The sequence below is a fragment of the Streptacidiphilus anmyonensis genome, assembly GCF_000787855.1.
Taxonomy (GTDB): Bacteria; Actinomycetota; Actinomycetes; order Streptomycetales; family Streptomycetaceae; genus Streptacidiphilus; species Streptacidiphilus anmyonensis.
Genome location: NZ_BBPQ01000041.1, coordinates 40,254 through 61,584 on the forward strand (window position 1 = coordinate 40,254; position 21,331 = coordinate 61,584).

Genomic DNA, 21,331 nt, shown 5'->3' on the forward strand with positions numbered 1-21,331 from the left:
AACTACGACGACGGCCGCGTGTTCGTCACCGTCGCCGGGGCCGACATCCTGGTCTTGCAGTGGGACGTCTCCCCACTGGCGAAGCAGTACCCGGCCACCCGCGAGCTGCTGACGCCCGACGCCGACGGCCGCTGGGTGTGTGGCTACCTGGTCAACGGCCAGCCCGCCCGCAACCGCGTCTACACCGATCGGGGCGCGGCCCACGGTCTGATCGTCGCTCCCACCGGTGGCGGCAAGACCCAGCTGATCGCGCTGTTCGTCGCCGCCGACAGCAACTTCGGCGCGGTCGTGTGGATCGGCGCCCAGGCCCAGGACGAGAAGTTGCCCGCACTGGCGCCGCACGTCGACCGGCAGGGCGACGGCGGACTGTTCATCGTCCGCATGCAGCGCGCGGCGCTGGCGCTGATGGACATCCGCGCCAAGATGCCGTGGGCTGACGGGAAGCTGCACGACTGGTCGCCCACCCGTCCCGGCTGCCCCTACCGGCCGCTGTCCCTGTACAAGGACGAGTTCCTGGTCGCCGCTCGGGAGGAGCCCTACGGCGCGGAGATCATGGACAACGCGGAGCGGATCGGCGTCAAGGGCCGCAAGTACGCGATCGGCGAGAAGATCGCCGGTCAGAGCTGGTACGTCCAGGACGGGTTCACCCAGCTCCTGAACGAGTCCCTGCTGGCGCTGTGCATCCCGATCGTCCTCAAGATCGCGCCGAAGAAGATCGTCGACATGTTCAAGTCCCTCTCCGTCGCGCCCGAGGACACCCCCGATCCGCTCCCCCGCTCCTTCTCGCCCGAAGAGGCCGGCCGGATCGACCGGATCATGAAGGGCGAGCCCGAGCCGCCGTCCAACGGCAACACCGGCGGCATCGGCTGGATCGTGGAAGGCGCCAAGCCCGAAGTCCTGCGCACCCTCTTCATGGACTTCGAGGAGCCCATCGCCCACCTGTTCCCCGACGCGGTCGCCCACCTGACCGACCACGAGATCGCGGAGCTGGACAAGCTCGGGCTCTGGTTCGACTGGCAGAACGAGCCGCCGCGCCCTGGCGAGTTCGGCGACGAAGAAGACGAGGACGGCGACGGCGACTGGGGCGACGGCCCGCGCGTCCGCAAGCCCCGCAACGGCGGAGGCGGCAAGGGCAAGGGCGGGCCCCGCGGGCGCGAGGCGTCCACCGCCAGCCAGGCACTGGACGCCATCAAGAAGCTCAGCGGCGTCTGACCCGCGCCCAGCACCTCGGGGCCGCCGCACCAGTGGCGGCCCCGACCCATACCCCCGCCCGGCCCTCGAAAGGCTTCGTCGTGATCGTCTCCCTGCCCGGTGCGGCCCTGACCGGCATCGCGCTGTTCTTCCTCTACCGCGCCGGCTACCGCGGCTTCTGGATCGTCACCTTGGCCGTCCTGTTCGGGTTCTTCCTCGCCAGCACCGGCGTCGCCCCCTCCATCTCGGCCTTCCTGACCGGCTGCGCCCACGTGATCGGACAGATCTGCTCCGCCCTCACCCGCTGACCCCCTTCCTGCCTGGAGGCACTGATGAGCACCGCCGACCGCTTCGCCGAGTTCACCGAGTTCGCCACCGCCACCGAGCAGCCCGCTCCGGCGCCGCTGCTGCTCCCGCCCGGCTACATCTCCGCGATCGACCCGGCCACCGGCACCATCGTCGCCGTCCCGGTCCAGGAAGCCCCCACTCCGGCTCCGGCCCCGGAGCTTGAGCCCGAGCCGGAGCAGCCGCTGTCCGCGTTCGAGAAGGCACAGATCTACGCCCGCCAGCAGCCGGAGCCGGTTCCCGCCGTCGCGCCGCCGCCCGCGCAGGGCGCCAGCCCGCTGGTCGGCCAGATCGTCGTCCTGGGCGGCATCGCCTCCCTGGCGATGCTCGCCGCCGGAGGCGCGATCTACATCGCCTGCGAAGGCCTGCACGTCGCCGGCCCCTCCTTCCACGACGCCACCGAGTTCCTCAAGTGGGCGGCGGCAGTCCTGGTGGTCGCTGTCGTCGTCGCCGTCGTCGCGGCCCGCAAGCTCAAGTCCGCCATGACCACCACCACAAGCAGCGACGGCACCGTCGTCAACGCCCTGGTCCACCGGCACACCGAGGTCAACATCGGCAAGCAGTCCGGCGGCTTCTGGAAGGGCCAGATCCACAACAACGTCCGCTGACCGACCGCTCCGCCTCGCCTCCACTGCGCGCCCGCCGGCCACCAGGCCCGGCGGGCGCAGTGGCGCCGGGACAGGCCGACCGGCCCCTGCACCGCCCGCACGCCCCTCCACTCCTCACCTGGAAGGCCCCGCCTTGGCGTCCTGGCGCAAACCCCAACCCACCGTCGTCGCACACGTCGTCACCCCTGCACCGCCCAGCTGGTGGAAGGTCAACCGGCACCTGGTGCTGCTCGCCGTCGGATTCGCCGCCGGTATCTGGGCGGCCGTCCACATCGCCCACCAGACACCGGCGCCCTGCACTCCCGCCGTCGCCCCCAGCCGCACCGCGGCCCCCGCGCACCCCACTTCCACTCACCCGACCGTCACCTACCGCCCCCGCCGCCAGTTGCTCCCCGCACTGGACCGGTGGCTGCGCTTCACCCGGGCCTGGTGCACCCGCTACCTCGCGCCGCCGCTGCGCCGCCGCCGGGCCGACCTGGAGGCCGCGCTCGCGGGCGGCTGGGAGCAGGCCGCCACCTGGGTCAAGGTCGTCGCCTACCTGTCCGGCGCCGCCGCGCTGATCGGCCTCGCGGTCCTGCTCGCCGACGTGGCCCTGGCCGCGATCCGGCACCTGGTGGGCGTCCACCCGGGCCTTACCAACTCCGTGACCGCACCCGTCTACAGCTATCTGCAGCACCACGACGCCGGACTGAACGTCAGCACCGACAACCTCTACAGCGTGTGGGTGTGGGCCGGGGCGCTCTTGCTGATCGCGGCGGGCTTCAGCTCCTTGGTCGGCCGCCTGGGATGGGTGGCCTACGGGAGTGCCACCACGGCAATGGTGTGGAGTGCGACCTCCCCGGACTCGCGGATGCTCGCGGCCGGCGTGGTCGTGCTGCTGTGGACGCTCGTCAGCCTGGTCGCGTTCAAGGGCGCGCGCCTCCCGCTGCTGGTGAACGTCAGCAGCAACGTCACCAACATCACCTCGCCGCTGCCCGTGCCGGTGCCGCACGAGACGGAACACGGCGACGTCTGGTAGCCGGGTGAAGCGGGGTCAGTCCATGTCGATCCGCAACTGGCCCCACTCGTCCACCCACGCGGGATAGATGAAGCCGTCGACGATCGCCTCGTCCACCAGGACCTCCACGTCGTAGTCGACGTCGATGACCAGGACGCCGTTCTCGTCCGTGTACGCCGGCCACACCACGCCCCGCGCGATCACCGCCTCGAAGTCGACGACGTCCGGCTCATCGTTCGAGAACCACCCCATCGCCGCCCCCTCTCCGCGCGCTTGTGGTCACCAGACTGACGCACCGCCAGCTGGCGCGGTAGAGGATCCGGCGGATCAACCCCCGCAGGAGTCACATGCCCAGCAACCGGGCCGCTCCCGGCCCCCACCCGCACCCGGTCACCCCTGACGGGCTCCCCACCGGCCAGGAGTGGTGGCACGGCTGCCCCGACTGCCACCTGCCCATCCAGGGCGGCCCCGCCGGACTGACCGCGCACCGCCGCACCGTGCACACCCACCGCGGCGACCCGCGCATCCCCATCACCATCCGCCTCGACTTCTGACAGCACCGCGCACCGCAGCACCGGCCTGAACGCCTACCCGTGCCGCCCCGACCCGGCGACCAGCCGGGGACCGGGGCGGTCGCGGTGGACCTTCAGTCCTTCCCGAACCGACCGACGGAAGAGGCCCCGATGACCGCCACCACTCTGGACACCCTGATCACCGGCATCACGCCCGCCTATCAGGGCGAGCTGCACCGCGACGACGCCTACGCCGTCGTGCTGGGACTGCTGGACCACTGCCGCGCCGTGAACGACAACGCCACCACCGACGCCACCGAACTGTGGCAGGTCCTGCAGACCATCCCCGGCTGGGAGAACTTCGGCGGCCGCGGCCGCCTCCACCAGCTCCTGCACACCGCCGAATCCGACGCCCAGCTCCGACGTGCGCCCGGCGGCGTCCTGCTGGTGCGCCTGGACGCGCCCGACGCCGGCGGACCCGAGCACGTGTGGGTCCGCCTGGAGGGCCGCAGCCGGGCCGAGGTGGAGGTCATCGGCGCCGACCCGTGGCCCAGCGCGCAGCTGCACGCCCCCGGCCCCGCCTGGTGGCGCTGCACCGGCTGCCGCGCCAACTCCGGCATCCAGGCCGCCGACTTCGAGCAGGTCCGCGACGACGCCTCCGAGCACGCCGCCGACTGCCGCGCGCTGCCCGCCCCCGCCCACCGCCCGACCAACTGACCCAGCAGCGGTCCCACGACGCCGCAGGCCCCGGACAGCAGCCCCGCGACTTGACTCCTCATTTGGGGAGTCAAGCCAGGCGCCCAGCAACAGTAAGGCCCAACCCGCTCACCGCCGACCAATCCGGAGCAGACCGTGTCCGTTCGCCACCTCCCCAGCGCCCTCTCCCCCACCACCCCCGAGCCGCCGATCGAGACGACCCTGCTCGCGCAGACCGCCAGCGCCTACGACGCCTACCGCGACTTCGGCACCGCCCGCCTGGACGTCACCGACATCCAGGCCCGGCTGCTGGAGGCCCGCGCCGACGCCCTGTACGACGCGCTCGGCCTGGAGGCGCTCCTGGCAAAGGCCCGTGAGACCGGCCACCTGAACCAGGCCGTCGTCACCGCGCTCGAGACCGCCGTCGACGACGCCCACGAGCACACCGTTCTGCTCGCCGACGCGATCCGCGCCACCGCCCCCTGACCCGCTCCATCACCTTGAGAGGACCGACCGTGCCGCTCCCCGTGTACGAGCCCTTCCACCAGTCCGACCGGCCCTACCTGATGGACAGCGTGCTGGAGGGCGAGTCCGACTGGGCCCTCGCCCGCCTCGCTCTGAACAAGCGGTCGTTCGCCCGATACGACCCCGACCCGCGCGCGGACGAAGCCCAGGAGATCGGCAAGCTGTTCACCGCCGACGAGGCCAAGAGGGTCGACGCCTTCCTGGCCGCGAGCCTCCAGGACACCGACCGGCTGGACGCGATCGCCGACACCTGGGCCGTCACCGGCGACGACCTGAAATGGCTCATCGCCGAACTGCGACAGGCCTGGCAGCGCCTGGACCGGTTCCGGGACCGTATCGACAACTCCGGCAGCCTCGCCGACACCGGCTACCTCTCCAGCGCCGTCGACTACATCCACTGGTCCAGGAAACCGCAGGCGCTCTCGCCCTGCCCGGCCCCGGCCTGAAGCGCAGGCCGGCCGCTGACCGTCCGACAGCGGCCCGCCACCGCGCCCGCGCCACCGAGCAGTCCAAGGGGGCGGCCGCCAGCAGGTAGCCGCCCCGCCCGTTCACGCACCCCCGGCAGCCCGCCGCGGTGGGCTGCCACCCAGCGAAAGGGAAGCAGCCCACATGACCGCCCTGCCCTTCGAGCTCCCCGCTGTCGTCGTGCTGATCGGCGCCTCAGGGAGCGGCAAGACCCAGGCCGCCGCCGCGTTCCCGAGCCAGTGGCGGCTCTCCCTGGACGAGTGCCGCCGCCTGGTCGCCGACGACGCCGGCGACCAGAGCGCCACGGCGGCCGCCGTCGCCGTCTTCGACCAGATCCTGTCCGGCCGTCTCATGCGCGGCCTGACCACAGTGGTGGACGCCACGAACAGCGAAGCCGCCGTCCGCGCCTCCCTGCTGCAGCGCGCCGATCAGCACCGGCTGCCCGCCGTCGCGATCACCCTGCGCACCCGCCTGGACCTGTGCCAGGCCCGTCAGCACCTGCGCCCGGCCAACCGACAGGTCCCCGCCGACACCGTCACCCGCCAGCACACCGCCGTCCCGACCACGGCGCAGCTGCTCGCCGAGGGCTTCGCCCAGGTCCACGACGCGGCCGACCTGGACCTGCTGCGCCTGGCGCTGGTCCGGGCCGCGGCCGCCAAGCGCGACCCGCGCACCACCGTGCGCGCCGCCTTCGGCCCGGGCCTCACCGCCGTCTACGCCCCCAGCCCCAGCCCGGACATCGACGGTGCCTTCGTCATCGCCGACCGCAAGGTGGCCATCCGGACCGTCGACGGCGACGCCTTCCAGCTCGGCTTCCAGGCCCGTCTTGACGAGCCGTGCCCCGACTGCGGCGGTCCGCAGTGGGTGCGGGTCGACGGCCCCGCCGACCTGCTGGACGTCTACACCGGCGGCCAGCCGGACGAGCCGATGTGTGACCGGTGCGGCTGAACGCTGCCGCCGGCTCTGCCGCCATGACCGTCAACGGGAGCCGCACCGGACGGCCCGCCTCCCCCACGCCGCACCGACCGACCGCCTGGAGCAACTGATGGACACCGCCGACGTCGTCGTCCTGGACGGCTTCCTCGATGAGGAGACCGTGCCCGGAGACGCGGACTGCACCACCGCCCGCTTCCGCATCGTGATCGAGCCCACGGACGAGCGCACCGACCAGATGGTGCTGCCGTGCAGCGTCAGCGACCCGATCCTGGCCCACCAGGTCGTCACCGACCTGCGGCCCGGCGACCTGCTCCGCGTCACCGGCTACCTGCGGCTCCCCACCACCCCGGACGACCCGATCTGGCTGCACGTCCTCGCCCTGGAGCTCCGCGCCCTGGTCCCCGAACCCGCAGACCAGGCCGAGCCGCTCACCGCCCAGCCCACCATCTCCGAAGACGGCCTGATCGAGCGCTTCGGCCGCTATCTGCTCTTCCACGACCCCGTCGGCGTCAGCTTCGTGTGGACCGAGACCGGCACCTGGGTCGGCGAGACCGAAGACCTGGACGCCCTGTCCGACCTGATCCGCGCCTTCGAGCACGCACACCCGGGCACACCCTGACCCGCACCCTCCAGCTCGCCGGGGCGGCCGTCGACCTCGAGCCCGGCCGCCCCGGCGTCACACCACCAGGAGCACCGCATGCCCCCCATCGAGATCACCAGCTTCGGCTACCTGCACGGCGACCCGCCGCCCGCGCACGTCACCTGCGACCTGCGTCAGCACTTCCGCGACCCGCACTGGAACCCCGAGCTGCGTCAGCTCACCGCCCGCGACGAACCCGTCGCCCAGGCCGTGATGACCACCCCGGGCATCCTGGCTGTGGTCGACGCCCTCGCCGCGATGGTCCGCGCCTACCTCGCCGGACCGGCCCAGGCCCCGCTGAAGGTCGCCATCGGATGCGCCGGCGGCAGGCACAGGTCAGCCCAGGTCACCCAAGCACTGGCCCAACTGCTGCGTGAGGAAGGGACCGCCGTCACGGTGGTTCACCGCGACATCAACCTGCCGGTCGTCGCCCGGTGAGCGGCCCGACCCGCTGGAAGCGCTGCGGCCACGGACCAGGCCGGCTCCATCCAGGTGACCAACGTGTGGTCGACGCGTTCCTCGCCTACCTCAAGGCCCGTAAGGCCGCAGCCCCCTGGTCGCCCGGCGACGACGTCGCCGTCAGTGTCGGCGGAGGCGTCGAACGCGCCCGCACTCACGAGCAGCACGGCACACCTGACACCGAGACCGTCGTCCTGGCCCTGCTCGACCCGGCCGGACAGCGGCAGCCCACCGAGTGGCTGCGCTGTCCACGGGAAGCCGTCGCTGGCCCCTGGGACGACGCCTTCGCTCCGCTCTCCCACCCCGGCATCGAGACCGCACCGTAGAACCCCGGAGCGGCCGTCATCCGCCAAGAGTCCGGCCGCTCCGGCACCTCCCGCCAGAATCCAGAGAGGCTCCTTCATGTTCGCAGTCGTCTTCGTACTGCTCTACGTCGCGCACCTCGCCGCGGATTACCCGCTTCAGACCGATGCGCAAAGCGCCCACAAGGCCGGCCCCGGGCTCACCGGATGGCGTGCCAACCTCACCCACTCGTCCATCCACGCCGCCAGCTATCTCGCCGTGCTCTTCGGAGGCGGCGCGCTGCTCCACCTCCACCTGGGCGTCGGCCTGGTCCTCGGGGCTGTCGCCTGGGTCAGTGGACTCCACGCGTTCATCGACCGCCGCTGGCCGATCACCTGGTGGATGGACCACACCGGGCAGGCTGGCTTCCGGGCCAACGGCGGTGCCCAGCACGTCGACCAGGTCGCACACCTCGCCCTGGGCATCCTGCCCGCCGCCCTGGCCATCGCCGCACTGACCTGACTACTGGCACACTCAGGCCCCCACGACTCCTACGGGAGTCGTGGGGGCCTTTTTGCGTTCGGGCGGCACAGGAGCCGTGGAGCAGCCCAGCGATTTCGTCGCGCAGCGCTACGCTCAACCCGGCCGAATAAGGATGCCCCGCCTGCCAACCAGGCGGGGCACCGTGGAGGCCGCCACCAGAACGACCCGGTGAGGAAGATGATGACGACCACCACGCCCGAGAGTATCCCGCGCTCCGAAGCGCTCGCCGCAGCGCAGTTGGAGGCCCGCGCCACGCTGTCCTGGCACCAGCGCGGCAAGAAGAAGGTCATCGCCATCGGTGGCCTCAAGGGCGGCGTCGGCAAGTCCACCATGAGCGTCTACGTGGCGCTCGTCTACGCCGTGCACTACGGCCTGCGCGTGCTGCTGGTCGACGCCGACCCGCTGTCGCAGACCGCCTACGACTGGCACCGCCTGGCCAAGAAGAAGGGCGACCCCCTGCCCTTCGCGATCGAGACCTGGCCGCACGCCCGCGTCGGCGAGCGCGTTCTGGAGGACACGGACGACTACGACGTAGTCGTCATCGACTGCGGCGGCGAGTCCAGCGACATCTTCGGCAGCGCCGTCGCCGCCTGCGACCAGGTCCTGTTCGTCACCTCCCCGCGCAAGGCGGAGATGCGCCGCATCAAGGGCTCCCTGGACGGCGCCCTGTCCGCGGCGAAGGAAGCCGGCCGACTCGCGCAGATCGACGCCAACGTGGTCTTCACCCGCGTCAAGAACTCCCGGGGCAGCCACAACGAGGCCGCCCGAGACAAGGTGCGCGACGCCGGCTACGACCTGCTCGCAGCCGAGATCCCCGACCTGGTGGACTACGAGGACGCCATGGAGACCTGCCCCAGGGACCTCGGCCACTACCTCCAGCTCGTCCAGACGATGGAGGCCGCAGCCTGATGGCGCGTCTCGCAGATTTCGACCTGGACGACTCCAGCCCTGCCGTCTCCCCGCACGCCCTCGCGGCCAACGCGGCGGAAGCCGTGATGAAGCTCGCCACCGCCCTCCCGTCCATTAACGACGTCGCGGAAGTGGAAGAGGGTGACCAGTCCGACCTCAGCGCGAAGGAAGCGCAGCAGAAGGAGCAGACCGAGACGGTCATCCGCACGGCCCACGCCACCGGCAAGGCCGCCGTGTGGGTCATCGGCCAGGGCATCGCCATCATGACGAAGGGCAAGCTCTACCGGCGCACCCACTCCACCCTGGAGGACTACGTCGCGGAGCTGATCCCGGACGTGGTGCCGCGACAGACCCGCCGCTGGGTGACCGGCTCCAAGGTGGCACTGGCCATCGCCACCCGCCAAGGCGAAGCCCCCGTCGAGTCCCAGGTGCGCAAGCTCACCGACCTGCCCGAAGAGGTCGCCGTCGAGCTCTACGTCGCCGCCAACGACGCGGCCACGGCCGCCGGTCAGCGCCTCACCGCAGAGAGCCTGGGCCAACTCGCCCAAGCCGTTCGTGGTGCCGATCTTCCCCAGGACGGGGCCAAGGCCCGCATCGCCCTGCGGGAGTGGGCTGACGCCCTGTTCGCTCCCCCGTCGGAGCCGGAGCCCAAAGGCTTCGATGGAGACGGTGCGACATCCGACTCGACAGAGGACGAGAAGGACGGCACCGGCGTCCAGGATGCCGAGGTAGTGGAGCAGCCACACCTGGACTCGCTCGGCCGAGGCTTGATCGAGCTCAAGGCCGCCCGCAAGCGGATCACCAAGGCGACCTTCGAGGGAGCCCAGGCGGAGGGCGACCCCGAGCAGTACGCCAAGCTGCTGGCGGACATCCGCAGGCTCCTGGGGCAAATGGACGCCGTCGTCGCACGGGCACCCCAGCTGATCACCGACGGCAGTTGACGCCACGGCGATAAGCCCCACAGCTCTGCCATAATCGAACATGAGTCGAACACTTCGGGACCAATTGGTCCTGAAGTGTTCGACTGCCGATTCGAACAAGGCCCGTCTGCTCTCGTGCACCCCCCAGTGTGGCTGCGTGCGGGCTACCCGGTCGGCACCCGCGGGGACGGAGCAGCAAGCCCGCGAAGGGCCCCTCGCCTGGGCGGTCTGCACAAGGCGCTATGCCATCCTCGGCCGGGATCGCGGATTCGCCTGAGGGGCAGCTTGCTCCTTGAATACGTTGTGTTCATGGCGAAACGAAGAGGAGCACGTGGCGGCTCTACGCTGCCGCGACCGCTGACCGGTGCCCGCATCGGCGACGGCTGGGCACTCCCCCGCGGAGGCCGGATCCGCCTTGCGCGTCCCGGCGAAGTCCCGCCAGTCACAGGATTGCTGGAGTCGGTTGACGTGAAGGTCGACTCCCTGGTGGCAGAAGGCGTCGATGACGGCCGCCTGGCCGCCATCTTGAAGGCCGGCTTGGACGGCGGCCACGACGCCCTGCTCCGCGCTCTCGCCACCACCCTCGCAGGCAACGACCTGACTGCCATCGTGCCCGGGCTGTCACTGGTCCTGGTTGCCGAAGACGCGGACCAGCAGATCGTCGGAACCCTGGTGGCCCTCCCGCCCTACAACATTGTGGCGGGCCTGGCCGACCGCGGTGTCTCGGGCGAGCGTCTGGCCTTCCTGTGCGTGGTCATCGCGAAGATCAGCGGATTGGCTGTCGCCGACTCTGCCCGCGGCCACGGGATCGGCACCCAGCTCCTCAAGCGCGCAACGCAGATCTACCAGCAGCTCTCCTATCAACTCGTCTACGGCCAGTTCGACGCTGACTCCACCACGCTGCCCGCCTTCTACACCGGACGGGGCTTCGCGGTGAAGGCACCCGGCGAGGGCGAGGACCTGTCCGTGTTCCTCGGCATTCCACTCGGCGTGCACTCCGGTCCCACCGAGCGGCTGTTCACCCGCTGGCGACGCTGACCCTGAGCCGTTCCGCTCTCCCCGCCCTTGGCGGGGAGAGCGAGCCGGGAGTTCTTGGAATCACGGCGGCGGTCGCCGGCGATGCGCGAGCATGACAGGTAGCCGCCGCCCGGGGAGGGGAACAGTGGAGCGCTACCAGCCGGTCTTTCGCGGCAAGCCGTGGACCGAGGGGCTTCGAGTCCTGCACATCTACGCGGTGCCGTCGTTCGAGGGCGACCTGGCCAGGCTGATCTACCGGTGCCGGCGGGCCATGGACGGCACGCCGATCCTGCCGACCTCCGAGGACTTCCTGCACATCACCTTGGACGTCGTCACCGCAGCCGACTCCAGCGGCGTCACCGAGCGGCAGCGAGCCGACCTGGTATCCGCACTGCGCGACGAACTCGCCGACGTCACCGCCTTCGACCTCACCCTCGGCTCCCCGCTCGCCGTCCGCTCCGGCGTCATCCTCGACGCCCACCCGGACGACGAGATCGACGACCTCCGCCAGCACGTCCGCTACGCCCTGGCCCGCGCGGTGCGCAGCGACCGCTACTACAGCGCCCCGGCCGCGCACCTGAGCCTCGGCTACGCCTACCGGGACCGCAACGGCGACCAACTGGCCGAAGCCCTGCGCCAGGTGCGGCCCAGCCACGCCACCACCCGGATCGACGCCGTGCACCTGGTCGACGTCCTCTTCCAGGAGGCGTACGCCGACGGACACCCGGCGTGGGAGCTGACCTGGGAGCCCGTCGCCGAGATCCGCCTGCGCAGCGCCGACCCTGACGACGAGACCGTGTGGATCCAGCAGGGCTACTCCAACGACAGGCGGTGGACCGCCCGCCTGCTGCGCCGGTACGCGGACGGGCTGGGGCCCGAGGGCAAGCTGGTGACCTGGCGGATCTGCGCGACCCCGGGCGAGCCCGTCGGCACCGCCGACCTCGGCGCGTTCGTGCTGCCCGCCGGCACCGCGAAGGAGCAGCGGGCCCGCGCGAGCGTGGGAGCCCGACAAGGCCACAAGCAGGGCCGCGCACTCGGATACGGCATGCCCTTCGAGAAGGCCGACGGCACCGGCCAGGTGACGTACACCGCCACCCCGGAGGTCGCCCGCATCCTCACCGACGCGATCCGATCCTCCGCCGACTTCGCCCACCTGTGTCGCATCCAGCCGCTGCTCCACGACCAGGCGGCGGCCCCCGCCTGAGCCCCGCTGCCATCGCCGACTGGCTCGTCTTGGCCGCCGAGGCCCGGCCCCGGTCAGTCGGACCGATGGCTGAGCCCGCCCCCGACGAAGGAGATGACGATGACCGAGCTGGACGTACCTACCGGGGAGCCGTTCGAGAAGAAGTTGTTGGACCTGGCCGACCGGCTTGGGATGGGCGACGTCGCGGACGGGCTGCGCGCCGACGCCCGGCAGGCCGAGTGCGTTGAGCGGGTCGTGCGCGTCTGCCAGTTGGCAGGGTTCCCGATCAGCGTGGACGGCGGCCCCGGCGTGCAGATCAGGCTGATGCCGGAGGACCCGTCGTCGGGTACCTACTTCGCCGGGGCGGTCGCCGTGTCCTGGATGCCGTCGCGGGAACTGGACGAGGCCAGCGACGACGCGAAGCCGGGGGAGGAGCCGGCGGAGCTCTGGTCGACCGTGCACTATGCGATGCAGCCCGCACTTGCCGCAGTCTTGCAGCGCGGCGGCTGCCTCACGGTGATCGACTCCAGCGACGGGGAACTGATCGTGCGCCGTGTCCGGGCTGAGGGCGCGGTCGGCCTGCACGACCTGTACCGCTACCGCGCCCCGGCGGAGCCGGGCACCACCGGACAGGGCGAGCCCGGCACGATCCTGGACCCGGCCCCCGGAATGTCGCTCGACTGAACGGTCGGCCTGCCTGCCTTCGTGCCCCAGCGCTGCTGTGGTGGGGCACGGTGCGTTCCGGGGCCGGGGCGGGTGAGGTCGCGTCCCCGTGCGCTGTGGGGCGGGTGGCAGGGAGCCGGACGTGGTGCTCCAGGTCGTCTTTGATGTGGGCGCGTCCTGGCCGCATACGGACCGTCATACTTGACGTGCTCAAAGTGAGCTGCCGAATGCCCAAGCGTGGAGGGACCGTGTTCAAGGCACTGCGTGAGCAGTACGTGGCCAACCAGGAGCAGCAGCGTCAGATTGCTCGGGAGAAGTGGGAGCAGGAGAAGCGCTGGCAACAGGAGGACCGGGATGCCGCCTTGGCGGCCATCGCCACGAACGCCGTGGGCTTGGACGAGCACAACACCGCGCTGAAGCTGGCAACAGGAGTCTCGTACCTCACGCTGGTGTGCCACGAGGACACCTGGACCTTCGTCGCCACTCATGCTTTCGGCTGGTGGAAGCCGACCTGGACCAAGAGCACCTTTGACAGCACCGACTACCACGGCCCCAACACCGCTTCCATTTACGCGAAGGGGTTCACTGTCAACCCGAACCTGAGCTCCGGTCGGATCAAGAAGTCCGAGAACGGGATGCAGACCGTCACGCTCTCCGGCCACAACCTGGTCCGGATCCTGGAGACACTGCGGTCCGGAACCGCGGGGCCGGACCTGGTGAGCTCGGCACGCTGCCGGTCCCTCTACAGCAAGTTCGCCACGTTCGTGGCCATGGTCGATCCGGAGGCACCGGCGGGGCAGACCACTGGCGTGCGGTTCCTGATCGACGACAGCGTCATCGCGGAGCCCGCGTCGGCGTGACCCGGTGCCCCTCGTGCCGCAGGACAGCCTGTGGCACGAGGGGGAGCGGCGATCTGAGGACTGCACAGCCGCCTGCCGCAGGTCAGCAACAGGCGGCCGGGTTCAGGGGAGCAGGCGGAGCAGCGCCGCGGTCTGTGCGATGAGGACCTCTGCTTCGTTGCGGCTGTAGGTGTGGTCCTTGGTGCCGAGATCGTTGTGCAGCGCGCCGCCGGCCTGATGCTCCAGAGCGGAGCGGATCTTGGACCACCGCTCCTCCGCGGTCTGCTGGTCCAGGTCCTTCTTGCCGGGCCACGCCCAGCCGCTCGCGGTGCGGACCTCTTCCAGCGCCCGGCGTACCTCCAAGATGGCCCCGTCGACGTCTTGGCCTTCCAGGCGGCGCTGCGCCTCACGCAGGTAGTTGGCGGCCACCTGCTGGGGCCCGTCGCCCACGGGGAAGGGGATCGTCATCTCGAGCCCGAGGGAGCGGCCCAGGTTCCGCAGCTGCTGACGCCAGCGGCTCTCGGCGACCGTGATGTACTCGGTGACCTGGTTCGCGCCGGGAAAGCCCGGGGCCCCATCAGCGTCGGGTGCCTGGGGCAGGAAGCCGCGGATCTCCAGTTCCAGATGCAGGTCGCCGTGGCGCTGCGCCTCCAGCGCCAGAAGCTGCGCGCCGGTGAGCAGGAACCGCACCGTGGACCGGTCGAAGCCGCCGTTGGCGAAGGCGATCGTCAGCCGGGCCGATCCCAGGAACGCCTTGACGTTGGTCTGCTGCTGGACGAACAGGTCGGCCTCCACCATCAGGAGGCGGCCGCCGGGGCTGCCGTCCGGGGCGTTGACCGCGAGCTGGACTTCGAGCCAGTGCGTGCCCATGCCCTTGAGGATCGCCAGGGTCTCGGGCTGGACGTTGACCACGTACTTCCCTGCGGTCTCGAAGCGGAGCTCGTTCACGCCGCCCCCTCTCGTTCGGATCGGATCATCTGCGCTGAATTGTCGCCGTCGGCACGACCCGGGAGCACCGGATTTTGCCCAGCGTCGTAGCCCGGACCCATTCCTTCATCGACGGCGCGTTCCAGGGGGCGGGACGGGGTGAGGTCGTGTCCCGGGTTACGGACCAGGGGGTGGAAGCGACGACGCCGCTCCCGACCGTGGCCCCAGCTGCGGGTTGACGCTCGCGGCTCAGACCTGGGTCCGACGTCACGTGCGAGCGCGCCGTGTGTCCGCGGAAACTCCCCAGGCCGGGGGAGCGATGCGATGGCACGGATCGTGAAGATCAAGGCGGGCCAGAAGGCACGGGTGCGGTACTGGACGCAGGGACACGGCGGCTGCACGACGGTGGCGGTGCTGGCCCGGGAACCGGTGTGGGCCGGGGCGGGCCTGGCCGGTCTGGGGCTGGTCGCGGGGGAGCGGGTGGACCAGGTCGCGGCGCAGTGGCTGATGGAGGGTCGGCACCCGCTGACCGGCCAGATGCTGCGAGAGCCGCGGACCGAGGCCCACCCGCACGCCAAGCTGGACGGCGCGCCGTTCGCGGCCGCGCTACGGGAGCTGGCGGCCGGGCGCGGCCTGGAACCCGGGCAGGTGCTGCGGTCCGGGCGCAGCCGGGAGCGGTGGGGCAGGTTGGAGCGGGCGCTGGCCAAGGCGGAGACGGAGAAGCACACCGCGTCGAAGGGGCCGAAGAAGCCGGGCGGGAGGAAGCGCGCGGACGCGTCGGTGTCGTACACGGACCTGCGGCGCCTGGCGAAGGACGCCGGCTTGCGCCTGGAGGACCTCTACGACCCGAGCGTGCTGGAGTTCGCGTGGGTCAACCGGGACAAGCAGAGGCTGGTCGGGGTGGCCGCGTTCGGGATGTTCGTGGCCTGGCCCAAGTCCATTTCGGTGGTGGCGGCGCTGGCCCCGCCGAGCGTGGGGAGAGTGATCTCCCAGGCGGTCGCCGAGACCATGACGGAACTGGTGGCCGCCATCGAGACGCTCGCCGGGTACGGCTCACGCGGACGCCAGGGCGGCGGCCAGCTGTCGCGGCGCATCGACGGGAGGGGCCTGGCCGCGATCGTGCTCCCGCACTTCCTGGCCCGCCGCACCAAGGACGGCCCGGGGGATCCCCACCTCCACGCCCACCTGACGATCCCGAATCTCCTCCAAGGCGATGACGAGGCCTGGGGCGGGTTCGGCGGCGGCGGTCACGACCTGTACCGGCACGTCGCCGTCCTGGGCGAGCTGGCCAAGGCCCGCCTTCGGCAGCGCCTGCACGCCCGGCTCGGCATGACGTTCGTGTTCGAGCCGGTCACGGGGGAGTGGGAGGTGGCCGGGGTACCGCTGGCGCTGCGACGGGCGTGGTCCAGCCGCCGCGAGGAGATCCTCGAGGCGGCCGGGCCCGGGGCGAGCGCGGCCGCGCGCCGGGCCGCGTCGGCGAAGCTGTCCGAGCGCCGCCGCGAGACTGTGTGGGAGCCGGTGCTGCTGATGGAGCGCTGGCACACCTTCGCCACCGACCTGGTCGACGACGTCCCGGCGATGTTCGCCTCCGCCGTCCCCGGCGCGGCGGCCGCGCCGGTGGAGCCGCCGACGGTGGAGGAGATCGCCGCCAGGCTGCAACTGCCACGTGTGGCCGCGGTGCGCCGCAAGGGCGCGGAGTACCGCGAGATCCTGGCCGCGGTCATCAAGGCGTTCCCCGACAACCTGACCAGCCTGGAGCAGGCCTTGGAGATGACCGACCAGGTGCTGGCACATGCCGGGTTCGTGGCACTGCCGCACCGCGATGCGACCGCCTTCCGCAACGCCGAGCGCTACCGCGTCCCCGCCGCCCTGGTCGCCACGTCCCGCAACCCCGTCGACTGGCCGGACCCCCGCGACGCCGTGACGACATCTCAGGCCCCGGCGAAGGCCCAGAAGACCGGACAGGCGCAGCAGCACCTCGACCTCGCCCTGACCGAACCCGGCCGGACGCGGCGCCGCCACCCCCAGCCACGCCCGGCCACGCCGGCGGACTGGACCGACCAGATAGAGATGGACCTCGGCCTGAACCAGCCCGCAACCGGCCCGGCCGGCCACGACGCCGGAACCGGGGAGCAGACGCCGACGGAGCCGGTCGACGAACGCCGGGCCGAGCGCCCGCACCGCATGCTCGTGGGCGAGGACCTGGCCGCCGCGCTCACCGCCGCCGAAACCGCCTACGCCCAGGCCCTCGCCGCCGCCGACACCAACGCCCTGGCCGCCGTGGCGCTGATGGCCGACGCACGGGGCGGGAAGGGGAAGGCGTGGCAGGCACTGCGCGCACGCCGGCTCCGGCTGGAAGAGGCCGCCGTGATGGCGCGCACGCGCACCGAGATGCTCAAGCAGGTCGAATCCGACCGCGAGAGCGGCAAAGCGCTCCAGGACCGCGCCAAGGCGCTGCGCGAACTCGCCGAGGAGAAGAGCAGGAACCTGATCGGCTGGAAGAGGACCGGCTTCACCGACGCGCAGCGCGACAAGGCCCTCGCCCTCGCCCGCGACCCCGGCGACGAACAGCCAGACGGCAGCGGCACGCGGATGAACCGGGCCGACGCACGACGCCACGCGGCCCGCCTGGAGAAGCAGGCCACCGACATCGAGAAGACGACGGAGGAGACGGAGAAGAGCGCCGGCCTGCTGTACGCGTCTGCGGTGGAGATCGCCGCGGCGGTCGGGGAGACGGCGGAGGCCGCCGTCCTCGAGGACGGGTGGGCACCGTGGCGCAAGGCCGCCGCGGAGCAGCGCGCGGTCGCCGTCGACGTCGCCGCCGCCGCGCAGGCCCGCCAGGACCGTGCGCGCAGGGACCGCGCGGCCGTCGGCGCCGCGCGCGGCGCGCTCGACCAACTGCGCGCTGAGCAGAATCTGCGCGCGCGGATGCCGAGCGCCCTGCGCGCGAGCGAGGACCTTGAGCGCGCGGAGGCCGCCGAGCGGGCGCGTGCCGCCGCGCGGGCCGCGCAAGAGCAGGCCGCGATCAACCGCGAGGCGCGCGCTGACGAGCAGCGGCGCTTCCAAGGGCGCGCCGGTGGCACGGGCCGCACGCGGTGACCGCGCCCCCGGACGTGCGGACCGTGCGCGCGCTTGGCCCGGTTACCGACTTTGTCCAGGAGGTTCGCGTGATTGTCCAGGGGAAACACGCCGCGCAGGAGGGCTGTGGACAGGCGCGCCGGACCGTTCTGCTGGGCCTGTCCATCGACCGCGTCGCGCGCCCAGACGCGGTCCGCCGCGCGCACCGCACTTCGCGCGCACCGTTCCGTACGGCGGTGCTCATCTGGCGCGCGCCCGGCCGCGCGGCGCGGCGGGTCCGCGCGCGCACCGCACCAGGGTCCGCGCGCTTCGGCCGCGCGGCGCGGGCCGAAGCGGCGGCGCTGCGGTCAGCACTGGCGACACGGTCCGCATCCGGTGCCCGCATCCGACACGCGCCGCACTCCGAGGCGATGCGCACCCGCCCGCTTCCCGCGCATCCGATACGCGCAGCCGCGCCGGCCCGGAGCGCATCGGATGCGCGCATCGGATGCGCATCGCACGTCACCAGGCGCACAGACGCCCGAGAAGTGCGCGCACCGCATCCGGGGCCGATGCGCGCCGCACTCCGCGGGCGCGCACCGGGAGGAAGGTGTCCGCACGGCGCATCGTCGGGACGCGCGTCGTTACTGCCGGGGATGCGCGTCGTCGCAGACCCTTACCCCCGCCCTTACCCCCGGCCTGTCTGTCCGCTTTTCACCCTTACCCCCAGGGCTGACGCGCACGATGCGCACCTCACGGGGAGCGCCTCCGCTGGGCGCACCGCACGCGCGCACCGGGAGGAAGGTGTCCGCACCGACCGCACCGGACTGCACCGCGCGCCGAACGCATCGCGCGCGGCGCGGTCGACCTGGTCCGCGCGCCCCGGGGCGCGCCTGCCCAGGCGCGCGGGTATCGACGCGCGCCGATGAATGAGATTCGGCGCGCGCGGATAGTCTGCGCAGCATGAACGAGGTGGAGGCCGACGCGGCGGCCGGGACGCAACTGTGTGCAGAGTGCCGGGGACCGGTCCCGCCCCCGGAGCTGGGCGCCAAGCAGGGCCGGCCCAGGAAGTACTGCGGCCGGGGCTGCCAGAGCAAGGCCTACCGCCGCAAGAAGGAGCAGGACCGGCAGCAGCAGCTCCGGGACGCCGTGGCAGCCGCGCGCGTCGAAAGCCCTGCCCTCGACCCGGGCCGCGACGCGCCCGGTGCGACCGTCGGCGCCCTGGAGGACGTCGGCACCGTGGACGAGGACGACGACCTGGACGACGTCGAGGCCGGGCCGCCGGCGGACGCCACGCCGCGCGAACTGGTGGAGTGGCACGCCGCCCAGACCGCGCTGTTCGCGCGCCGGTTCTTGCAGGACCTGGACGACGGCCATGACCCGGACCGGGCGATGCGCAGCCTGACCTTCTACGCCTCCGTCGAGGTGGCCCGGCTGTTCGAGGCGGCCCGCCAGGCCCGCCACGCCCTGCGCGAGCCCCGCCCGGCCGGGGCGATCGCGCCCTGGGCGGAGGGGCTGGAGGAGTTCGCCCAACTGGTGGCCTGGAAGGACCGCGCGGCTCTGCCCGAGGTCCACCTCGCCCAGCACGCCGCTACCGGGTCCGGCCCGCAGGAGGTGCCGCCGGTCGATCCTGTCGCCAGGCTGGGCCACCCGAACCTCGTCCTGCCGATGGCGGCCGAGGATGGCCTGTGGGACGACTGGGACATCGCCGGCTGGCGCAGCAGCGAGGAACACGTCCTGGTGCGCCACCGCCACCTGGTGGCCGGACGGGTGGAGCGGGTGGGCACCCGCTGGCTCGCCGTAGGCGGCCGCCGCTACCTGCGCGAGGGCCTGGGGACCGACTCGAACAAGCTCCGCTGGTTCGACAGCGCCCTGGACGCGGCCACCGCCGTGGCCCTGTGGCACCAGGCGCAGTGGGAGGACACCGGCGACGTGGTGTTCTGGCGGCAGTCGTGACCCCGGTCCTGGACGTGGACACCTTGTCGGTGTCGTGCCCGCAGTGCGGTGCCAGGGCCACGGTGATGTGCGGCGGCCGCAGTCAGCCGCACCCGCTGCGCCGGGCCGCAGCCCGCGATGCCGCGGCCGGACACCCGCGCCTGCCCGACGACTCCGGCCTCCCGGGCTTCGCGTTCGCGTCAGCGGCGGCCTGGGACTTCGAGGACGCAGAAGCAGGCTGGTCGGAGCCCGACCCCGAGCACGTCGGCGCGCTGGGCCCGGACGGTGAGAGCCTGTGCATGGGCTGCGCCCGCTGGGCGGAGTACTGCCCGGTGTGCGCGCGGGCCTGCTGGCTGTGCCGGGCACCGGCCGGCAGCGCCTGTACCCCGCTGCTGGGCAGCCGCCGCCTGCACCGCCAGGCCCACCCGTCCCGTTTCTGGCACCTTGACGCCGAAGACGTCGACGCCTACCTGCGGGCGCTCACCGTCGCCTGCCCCATCTGCGAAGCGCACCCGGGACGGCTGTGCCACTCAGCAGGCGCCGACCCGGCCCAGCGCCGTCTGCGCCGCCACGCCCACCATCGCCGCGCCGTCGCCGTTCCGGCCGACTGAACGGGGCGCGGGTCTGCGCTCAGGTGTCGTCGCCGTCCTCGGGGACGTCGACGGTGATGCTGTCCAGGTTCTCCACGCGGTACTTCGTGCCGAAGCCATCGGCCGGGTTGAGGTACTGGTCCGGCGGGAAGTCCCAGGGCAGCCCCCAGGTCATGGCCTTGCCGCGCATCCCGTTGTCGCGCGTGATGACGGTGACCTGGCGCGGTGCGACGGCCTGCTGCAGGTGCGCCGCGCGGGCCACGACTTCGTCGTCGTTGTTCGGCAGGCGCTGGTGCCCGAGCTCGTCCAGCAGGACGTGGACCTCGGTGCCGTCGTGCAGCGCGTAGCGGCCGTCGACGGCCAGGCCCTTGAGGACGTCGGTCAGCAGCTCGTAGACCCCGCGCGCCCGCTTCTTGATCTTCTCGCTGTTCTCGGAGTAGGACTTGGTGTCGATCTCCCCCACCACGACGTGGGGGATCACCAGCGTCGCCGGGCCCTTCCCGCATACCCGTGACCACGGGATCTTGTCGAAGCGCTGGCAGTGCAGCAGCGTGTTCGCGTCCACAACCAGCGCCCGCTGCCGGTAGACGCGGTACTCCTCCACGGTCTGCCGCATCTGGTTCTGCAGCTCCATGAAGTACGTCGCCACCTCGTCCAGCTCCCAGTGCAGCAGCAGAGCCGTCCGATAGGGCGTCAGGGGACTGTGCACGATGTGGCTGTAGTGCTCCCCGCGCAGCCGCGCCGGCACCGCCGGTTCGGCGAAGACCTCCGCCAGCTCACGGGCCGCCTTCGCGGTCCACTGGGTGTACTGCCGCAGCGTCACCACCAGCTCAGGCCCAGCCAGCTTGGACGGCTCCACGCCCGCCAGCGTCGGCTGGGCGAAGTTGGGGACGGAGTTGCGGACGTCGTTGAGCCCGCCCTGGACCAGGTCGTCGAGGAACCTGATCGCCCGCTCGCACGTCACTCCGGGCCGCAGCAGCATGGACCACTCCCTTGCCTCTCAAGCCGCCAGCACCGTTGCGGGCGACTGCACCAGCCGCATCGTGGCAGCCGACCCAGGCGGGCGGCCACCGAGATGGTGTCCGCCGCGCC

24 protein-coding genes and 1 pseudogene are annotated in these 21,331 nt (G+C 72.0%); 22 read left to right on the forward strand and 3 right to left on the reverse strand.

The genetic code is table 11. The annotated features are described in order from the left end of the window. From TR50_RS47115 to TR50_RS28170, 4 genes and pseudogenes are all read left to right on the forward strand, one after another. Positions 1–1,212, forward strand: a pseudogene (locus TR50_RS47115) (chromosome segregation protein ParM); the annotation flags it as partial. Positions 1,213–1,292: 80 nt separating this feature from the next. Then, a complete protein-coding gene (locus tag TR50_RS28160) occupies positions 1,293–1,499 on the forward strand; it encodes a hypothetical protein (protein WP_042428048.1) in 207 nt (68 codons plus the stop codon). Positions 1,500–1,523: 24 nt separating this feature from the next. Then, positions 1,524–2,144 (forward strand): hypothetical protein, encoded by a 621-nt coding sequence (locus TR50_RS28165; RefSeq protein ID WP_042428051.1) that lies wholly within the window; start codon positions 1,524–1,526, stop codon positions 2,142–2,144. A 133-nt stretch (positions 2,145–2,277) separates the two neighbouring features. Then, entirely contained in the window at positions 2,278–3,162 is an 885-nt protein-coding gene (locus tag TR50_RS28170; protein WP_042428054.1) for a hypothetical protein, read from the forward strand. A 15-nt stretch (positions 3,163–3,177) separates the two neighbouring features. On the opposite strand, the gene TR50_RS28175 is transcribed toward TR50_RS28170, so the two are convergent. Beyond that, positions 3,178–3,393, reverse strand: coding sequence for a hypothetical protein (locus TR50_RS28175; RefSeq protein WP_042428057.1), 216 nt, complete (start codon positions 3,391–3,393; stop codon positions 3,178–3,180). Between the two features lie 95 nt (positions 3,394–3,488). Here TR50_RS28175 and TR50_RS28180 point away from each other — a divergent pair, with 95 nt between their 5' ends. The 15 genes from TR50_RS28180 to TR50_RS28250 all read left to right on the forward strand — a co-directional run bounded on the left by TR50_RS28180 (position 3,489) and on the right by TR50_RS28250 (position 13,751). Beyond that, a complete protein-coding gene (locus TR50_RS28180) occupies positions 3,489–3,695 on the forward strand; it encodes a hypothetical protein (protein WP_042428059.1) in 207 nt (68 codons plus the stop codon). A 129-nt stretch (positions 3,696–3,824) separates the two neighbouring features. Further along, positions 3,825–4,370, forward strand: coding sequence for a hypothetical protein (locus tag TR50_RS28185; protein WP_042428062.1), 546 nt, complete (start codon positions 3,825–3,827; stop codon positions 4,368–4,370). Between the two features lie 135 nt (positions 4,371–4,505). After that, positions 4,506–4,835: a hypothetical protein gene (locus tag TR50_RS28190; protein WP_042428064.1), complete on the forward strand. Its 330-nt coding sequence runs from the start codon at positions 4,506–4,508 to the stop codon at positions 4,833–4,835. A gap of 29 nt (positions 4,836–4,864) precedes the next feature. Beyond that, on the forward strand, positions 4,865–5,320 hold the full coding sequence (locus TR50_RS28195; protein WP_042428067.1) for a hypothetical protein: 456 nt from the start codon (positions 4,865–4,867) through the stop codon (positions 5,318–5,320). A 163-nt stretch (positions 5,321–5,483) separates the two neighbouring features. Further along, on the forward strand, positions 5,484–6,287 hold the full coding sequence (locus TR50_RS28200) for an AAA family ATPase (protein ID WP_042428070.1): 804 nt from the start codon (positions 5,484–5,486) through the stop codon (positions 6,285–6,287). Positions 6,288–6,384: 97 nt separating this feature from the next. After that, positions 6,385–6,894 carry a hypothetical protein gene (locus TR50_RS28205; protein ID WP_042428187.1) on the forward strand — a complete coding sequence of 170 codons (510 nt, stop codon included), beginning with the start codon at positions 6,385–6,387 and terminating at the stop codon, positions 6,892–6,894. 78 nt (positions 6,895–6,972) lie between these two features. Then, the gene (locus TR50_RS28210; protein WP_042428074.1) at positions 6,973–7,353 is read left to right on the forward strand and encodes a RapZ C-terminal domain-containing protein; all 381 of its coding nucleotides are present in this window, start codon (positions 6,973–6,975) and stop codon (positions 7,351–7,353) included. A 65-nt stretch (positions 7,354–7,418) separates the two neighbouring features. Further along, entirely contained in the window at positions 7,419–7,700 is a 282-nt protein-coding gene (locus TR50_RS28215) for a hypothetical protein (protein WP_042428077.1), read from the forward strand. 76 nt (positions 7,701–7,776) lie between these two features. Next, positions 7,777–8,178, forward strand: coding sequence for a DUF3307 domain-containing protein (locus TR50_RS28220; RefSeq protein ID WP_042428081.1), 402 nt, complete (start codon positions 7,777–7,779; stop codon positions 8,176–8,178). Positions 8,179–8,379: 201 nt separating this feature from the next. Next, positions 8,380–9,108 carry a ParA family protein gene (locus TR50_RS28225; protein ID WP_160311202.1) on the forward strand — a complete coding sequence of 243 codons (729 nt, stop codon included), beginning with the start codon at positions 8,380–8,382 and terminating at the stop codon, positions 9,106–9,108. Further along, entirely contained in the window at positions 9,108–10,049 is a 942-nt protein-coding gene (locus TR50_RS28230; RefSeq protein WP_042428087.1) for a hypothetical protein, read from the forward strand. The genes TR50_RS28225 and TR50_RS28230 overlap by 1 nt, the downstream gene beginning before the upstream one ends. A gap of 447 nt (positions 10,050–10,496) precedes the next feature. Next, positions 10,497–11,066, forward strand: a complete 570-nt coding sequence (locus TR50_RS28235; protein ID WP_052441414.1) for a GNAT family N-acetyltransferase — start codon at positions 10,497–10,499, stop codon at positions 11,064–11,066. 124 nt (positions 11,067–11,190) lie between these two features. Further along, on the forward strand, positions 11,191–12,249 hold the full coding sequence (locus TR50_RS28240; protein ID WP_042428090.1) for a 2'-5' RNA ligase family protein: 1,059 nt from the start codon (positions 11,191–11,193) through the stop codon (positions 12,247–12,249). Between the two features lie 99 nt (positions 12,250–12,348). Beyond that, the gene (locus TR50_RS28245; protein ID WP_152648688.1) at positions 12,349–12,912 is read left to right on the forward strand and encodes a hypothetical protein; all 564 of its coding nucleotides are present in this window, start codon (positions 12,349–12,351) and stop codon (positions 12,910–12,912) included. Between the two features lie 227 nt (positions 12,913–13,139). Beyond that, positions 13,140–13,751, forward strand: coding sequence for a hypothetical protein (locus TR50_RS28250; protein ID WP_063775157.1), 612 nt, complete (start codon positions 13,140–13,142; stop codon positions 13,749–13,751). A gap of 102 nt (positions 13,752–13,853) precedes the next feature. Here TR50_RS28250 and TR50_RS28255 read toward each other — a convergent pair whose 3' ends face one another. Beyond that, positions 13,854–14,678, reverse strand: coding sequence for a hypothetical protein (locus TR50_RS28255; RefSeq protein ID WP_042428096.1), 825 nt, complete (start codon positions 14,676–14,678; stop codon positions 13,854–13,856). Between the two features lie 303 nt (positions 14,679–14,981). Between TR50_RS28255 and mobF the strand changes: the two genes are divergently transcribed. The 3 genes from mobF to TR50_RS28270 all read left to right on the forward strand — a co-directional run bounded on the left by mobF (position 14,982) and on the right by TR50_RS28270 (position 20,260). Continuing rightward, positions 14,982–17,756 (forward strand): MobF family relaxase, encoded by a 2,775-nt coding sequence (gene mobF / locus TR50_RS28260; RefSeq protein ID WP_042428099.1) that lies wholly within the window; start codon positions 14,982–14,984, stop codon positions 17,754–17,756. A 921-nt stretch (positions 17,757–18,677) separates the two neighbouring features. After that, complete coding sequence (locus tag TR50_RS28265; protein ID WP_042428103.1) at positions 18,678–19,670, forward strand: hypothetical protein; 993 nt, start codon at positions 18,678–18,680, stop codon at positions 19,668–19,670. After that, positions 19,667–20,260, forward strand: coding sequence for a zinc finger domain-containing protein (locus TR50_RS28270; protein WP_042428108.1), 594 nt, complete (start codon positions 19,667–19,669; stop codon positions 20,258–20,260). Before TR50_RS28265 ends, TR50_RS28270 begins: the two co-directional genes overlap by 4 nt. Before the next feature lie 19 nt (positions 20,261–20,279). Here TR50_RS28270 and TR50_RS28275 read toward each other — a convergent pair whose 3' ends face one another. Then, a complete protein-coding gene (locus TR50_RS28275; protein ID WP_042428110.1) occupies positions 20,280–21,221 on the reverse strand; it encodes a PIN domain-containing protein in 942 nt (313 codons plus the stop codon). Positions 21,222–21,331 lie beyond the last annotated feature (110 nt).

Excerpts from the sequence above, each read along its gene's own strand:
- TR50_RS28245 (WP_152648688.1), top strand. The coding sequence starts at position 12,349 with ATGACCGAGCTGGACGTACCTACCGGGGAGCCGTTCGAGAAGAAGTTG.
- TR50_RS28175 (WP_042428057.1), bottom strand. The coding sequence starts at position 3,393 with ATGGGGTGGTTCTCGAACGATGAGCCGGACGTCGTCGACTTCGAGGCG.
- TR50_RS28230 (WP_042428087.1), top strand. The coding sequence starts at position 9,108 with ATGGCGCGTCTCGCAGATTTCGACCTGGACGACTCCAGCCCTGCCGTC.
- TR50_RS28200 (WP_042428070.1), top strand. The coding sequence starts at position 5,484 with ATGACCGCCCTGCCCTTCGAGCTCCCCGCTGTCGTCGTGCTGATCGGC.
- TR50_RS28185 (WP_042428062.1), top strand. The coding sequence starts at position 3,825 with ATGACCGCCACCACTCTGGACACCCTGATCACCGGCATCACGCCCGCC.
- TR50_RS28225 (WP_160311202.1), top strand. The coding sequence starts at position 8,380 with ATGACGACCACCACGCCCGAGAGTATCCCGCGCTCCGAAGCGCTCGCC.
- TR50_RS28205 (WP_042428187.1), top strand. The coding sequence starts at position 6,385 with ATGGACACCGCCGACGTCGTCGTCCTGGACGGCTTCCTCGATGAGGAG.
- TR50_RS28275 (WP_042428110.1), bottom strand. The coding sequence starts at position 21,221 with ATGCTGCTGCGGCCCGGAGTGACGTGCGAGCGGGCGATCAGGTTCCTC.
- TR50_RS28265 (WP_042428103.1), top strand. The coding sequence starts at position 18,678 with ATGAACGAGGTGGAGGCCGACGCGGCGGCCGGGACGCAACTGTGTGCA.
- TR50_RS28210 (WP_042428074.1), top strand. The coding sequence starts at position 6,973 with ATGCCCCCCATCGAGATCACCAGCTTCGGCTACCTGCACGGCGACCCG.
- TR50_RS28180 (WP_042428059.1), top strand. The coding sequence starts at position 3,489 with ATGCCCAGCAACCGGGCCGCTCCCGGCCCCCACCCGCACCCGGTCACC.
- TR50_RS28165 (WP_042428051.1), top strand. The coding sequence starts at position 1,524 with ATGAGCACCGCCGACCGCTTCGCCGAGTTCACCGAGTTCGCCACCGCC.
- mobF (WP_042428099.1), top strand. The coding sequence starts at position 14,982 with ATGGCACGGATCGTGAAGATCAAGGCGGGCCAGAAGGCACGGGTGCGG.
- TR50_RS28220 (WP_042428081.1), top strand. The coding sequence starts at position 7,777 with ATGTTCGCAGTCGTCTTCGTACTGCTCTACGTCGCGCACCTCGCCGCG.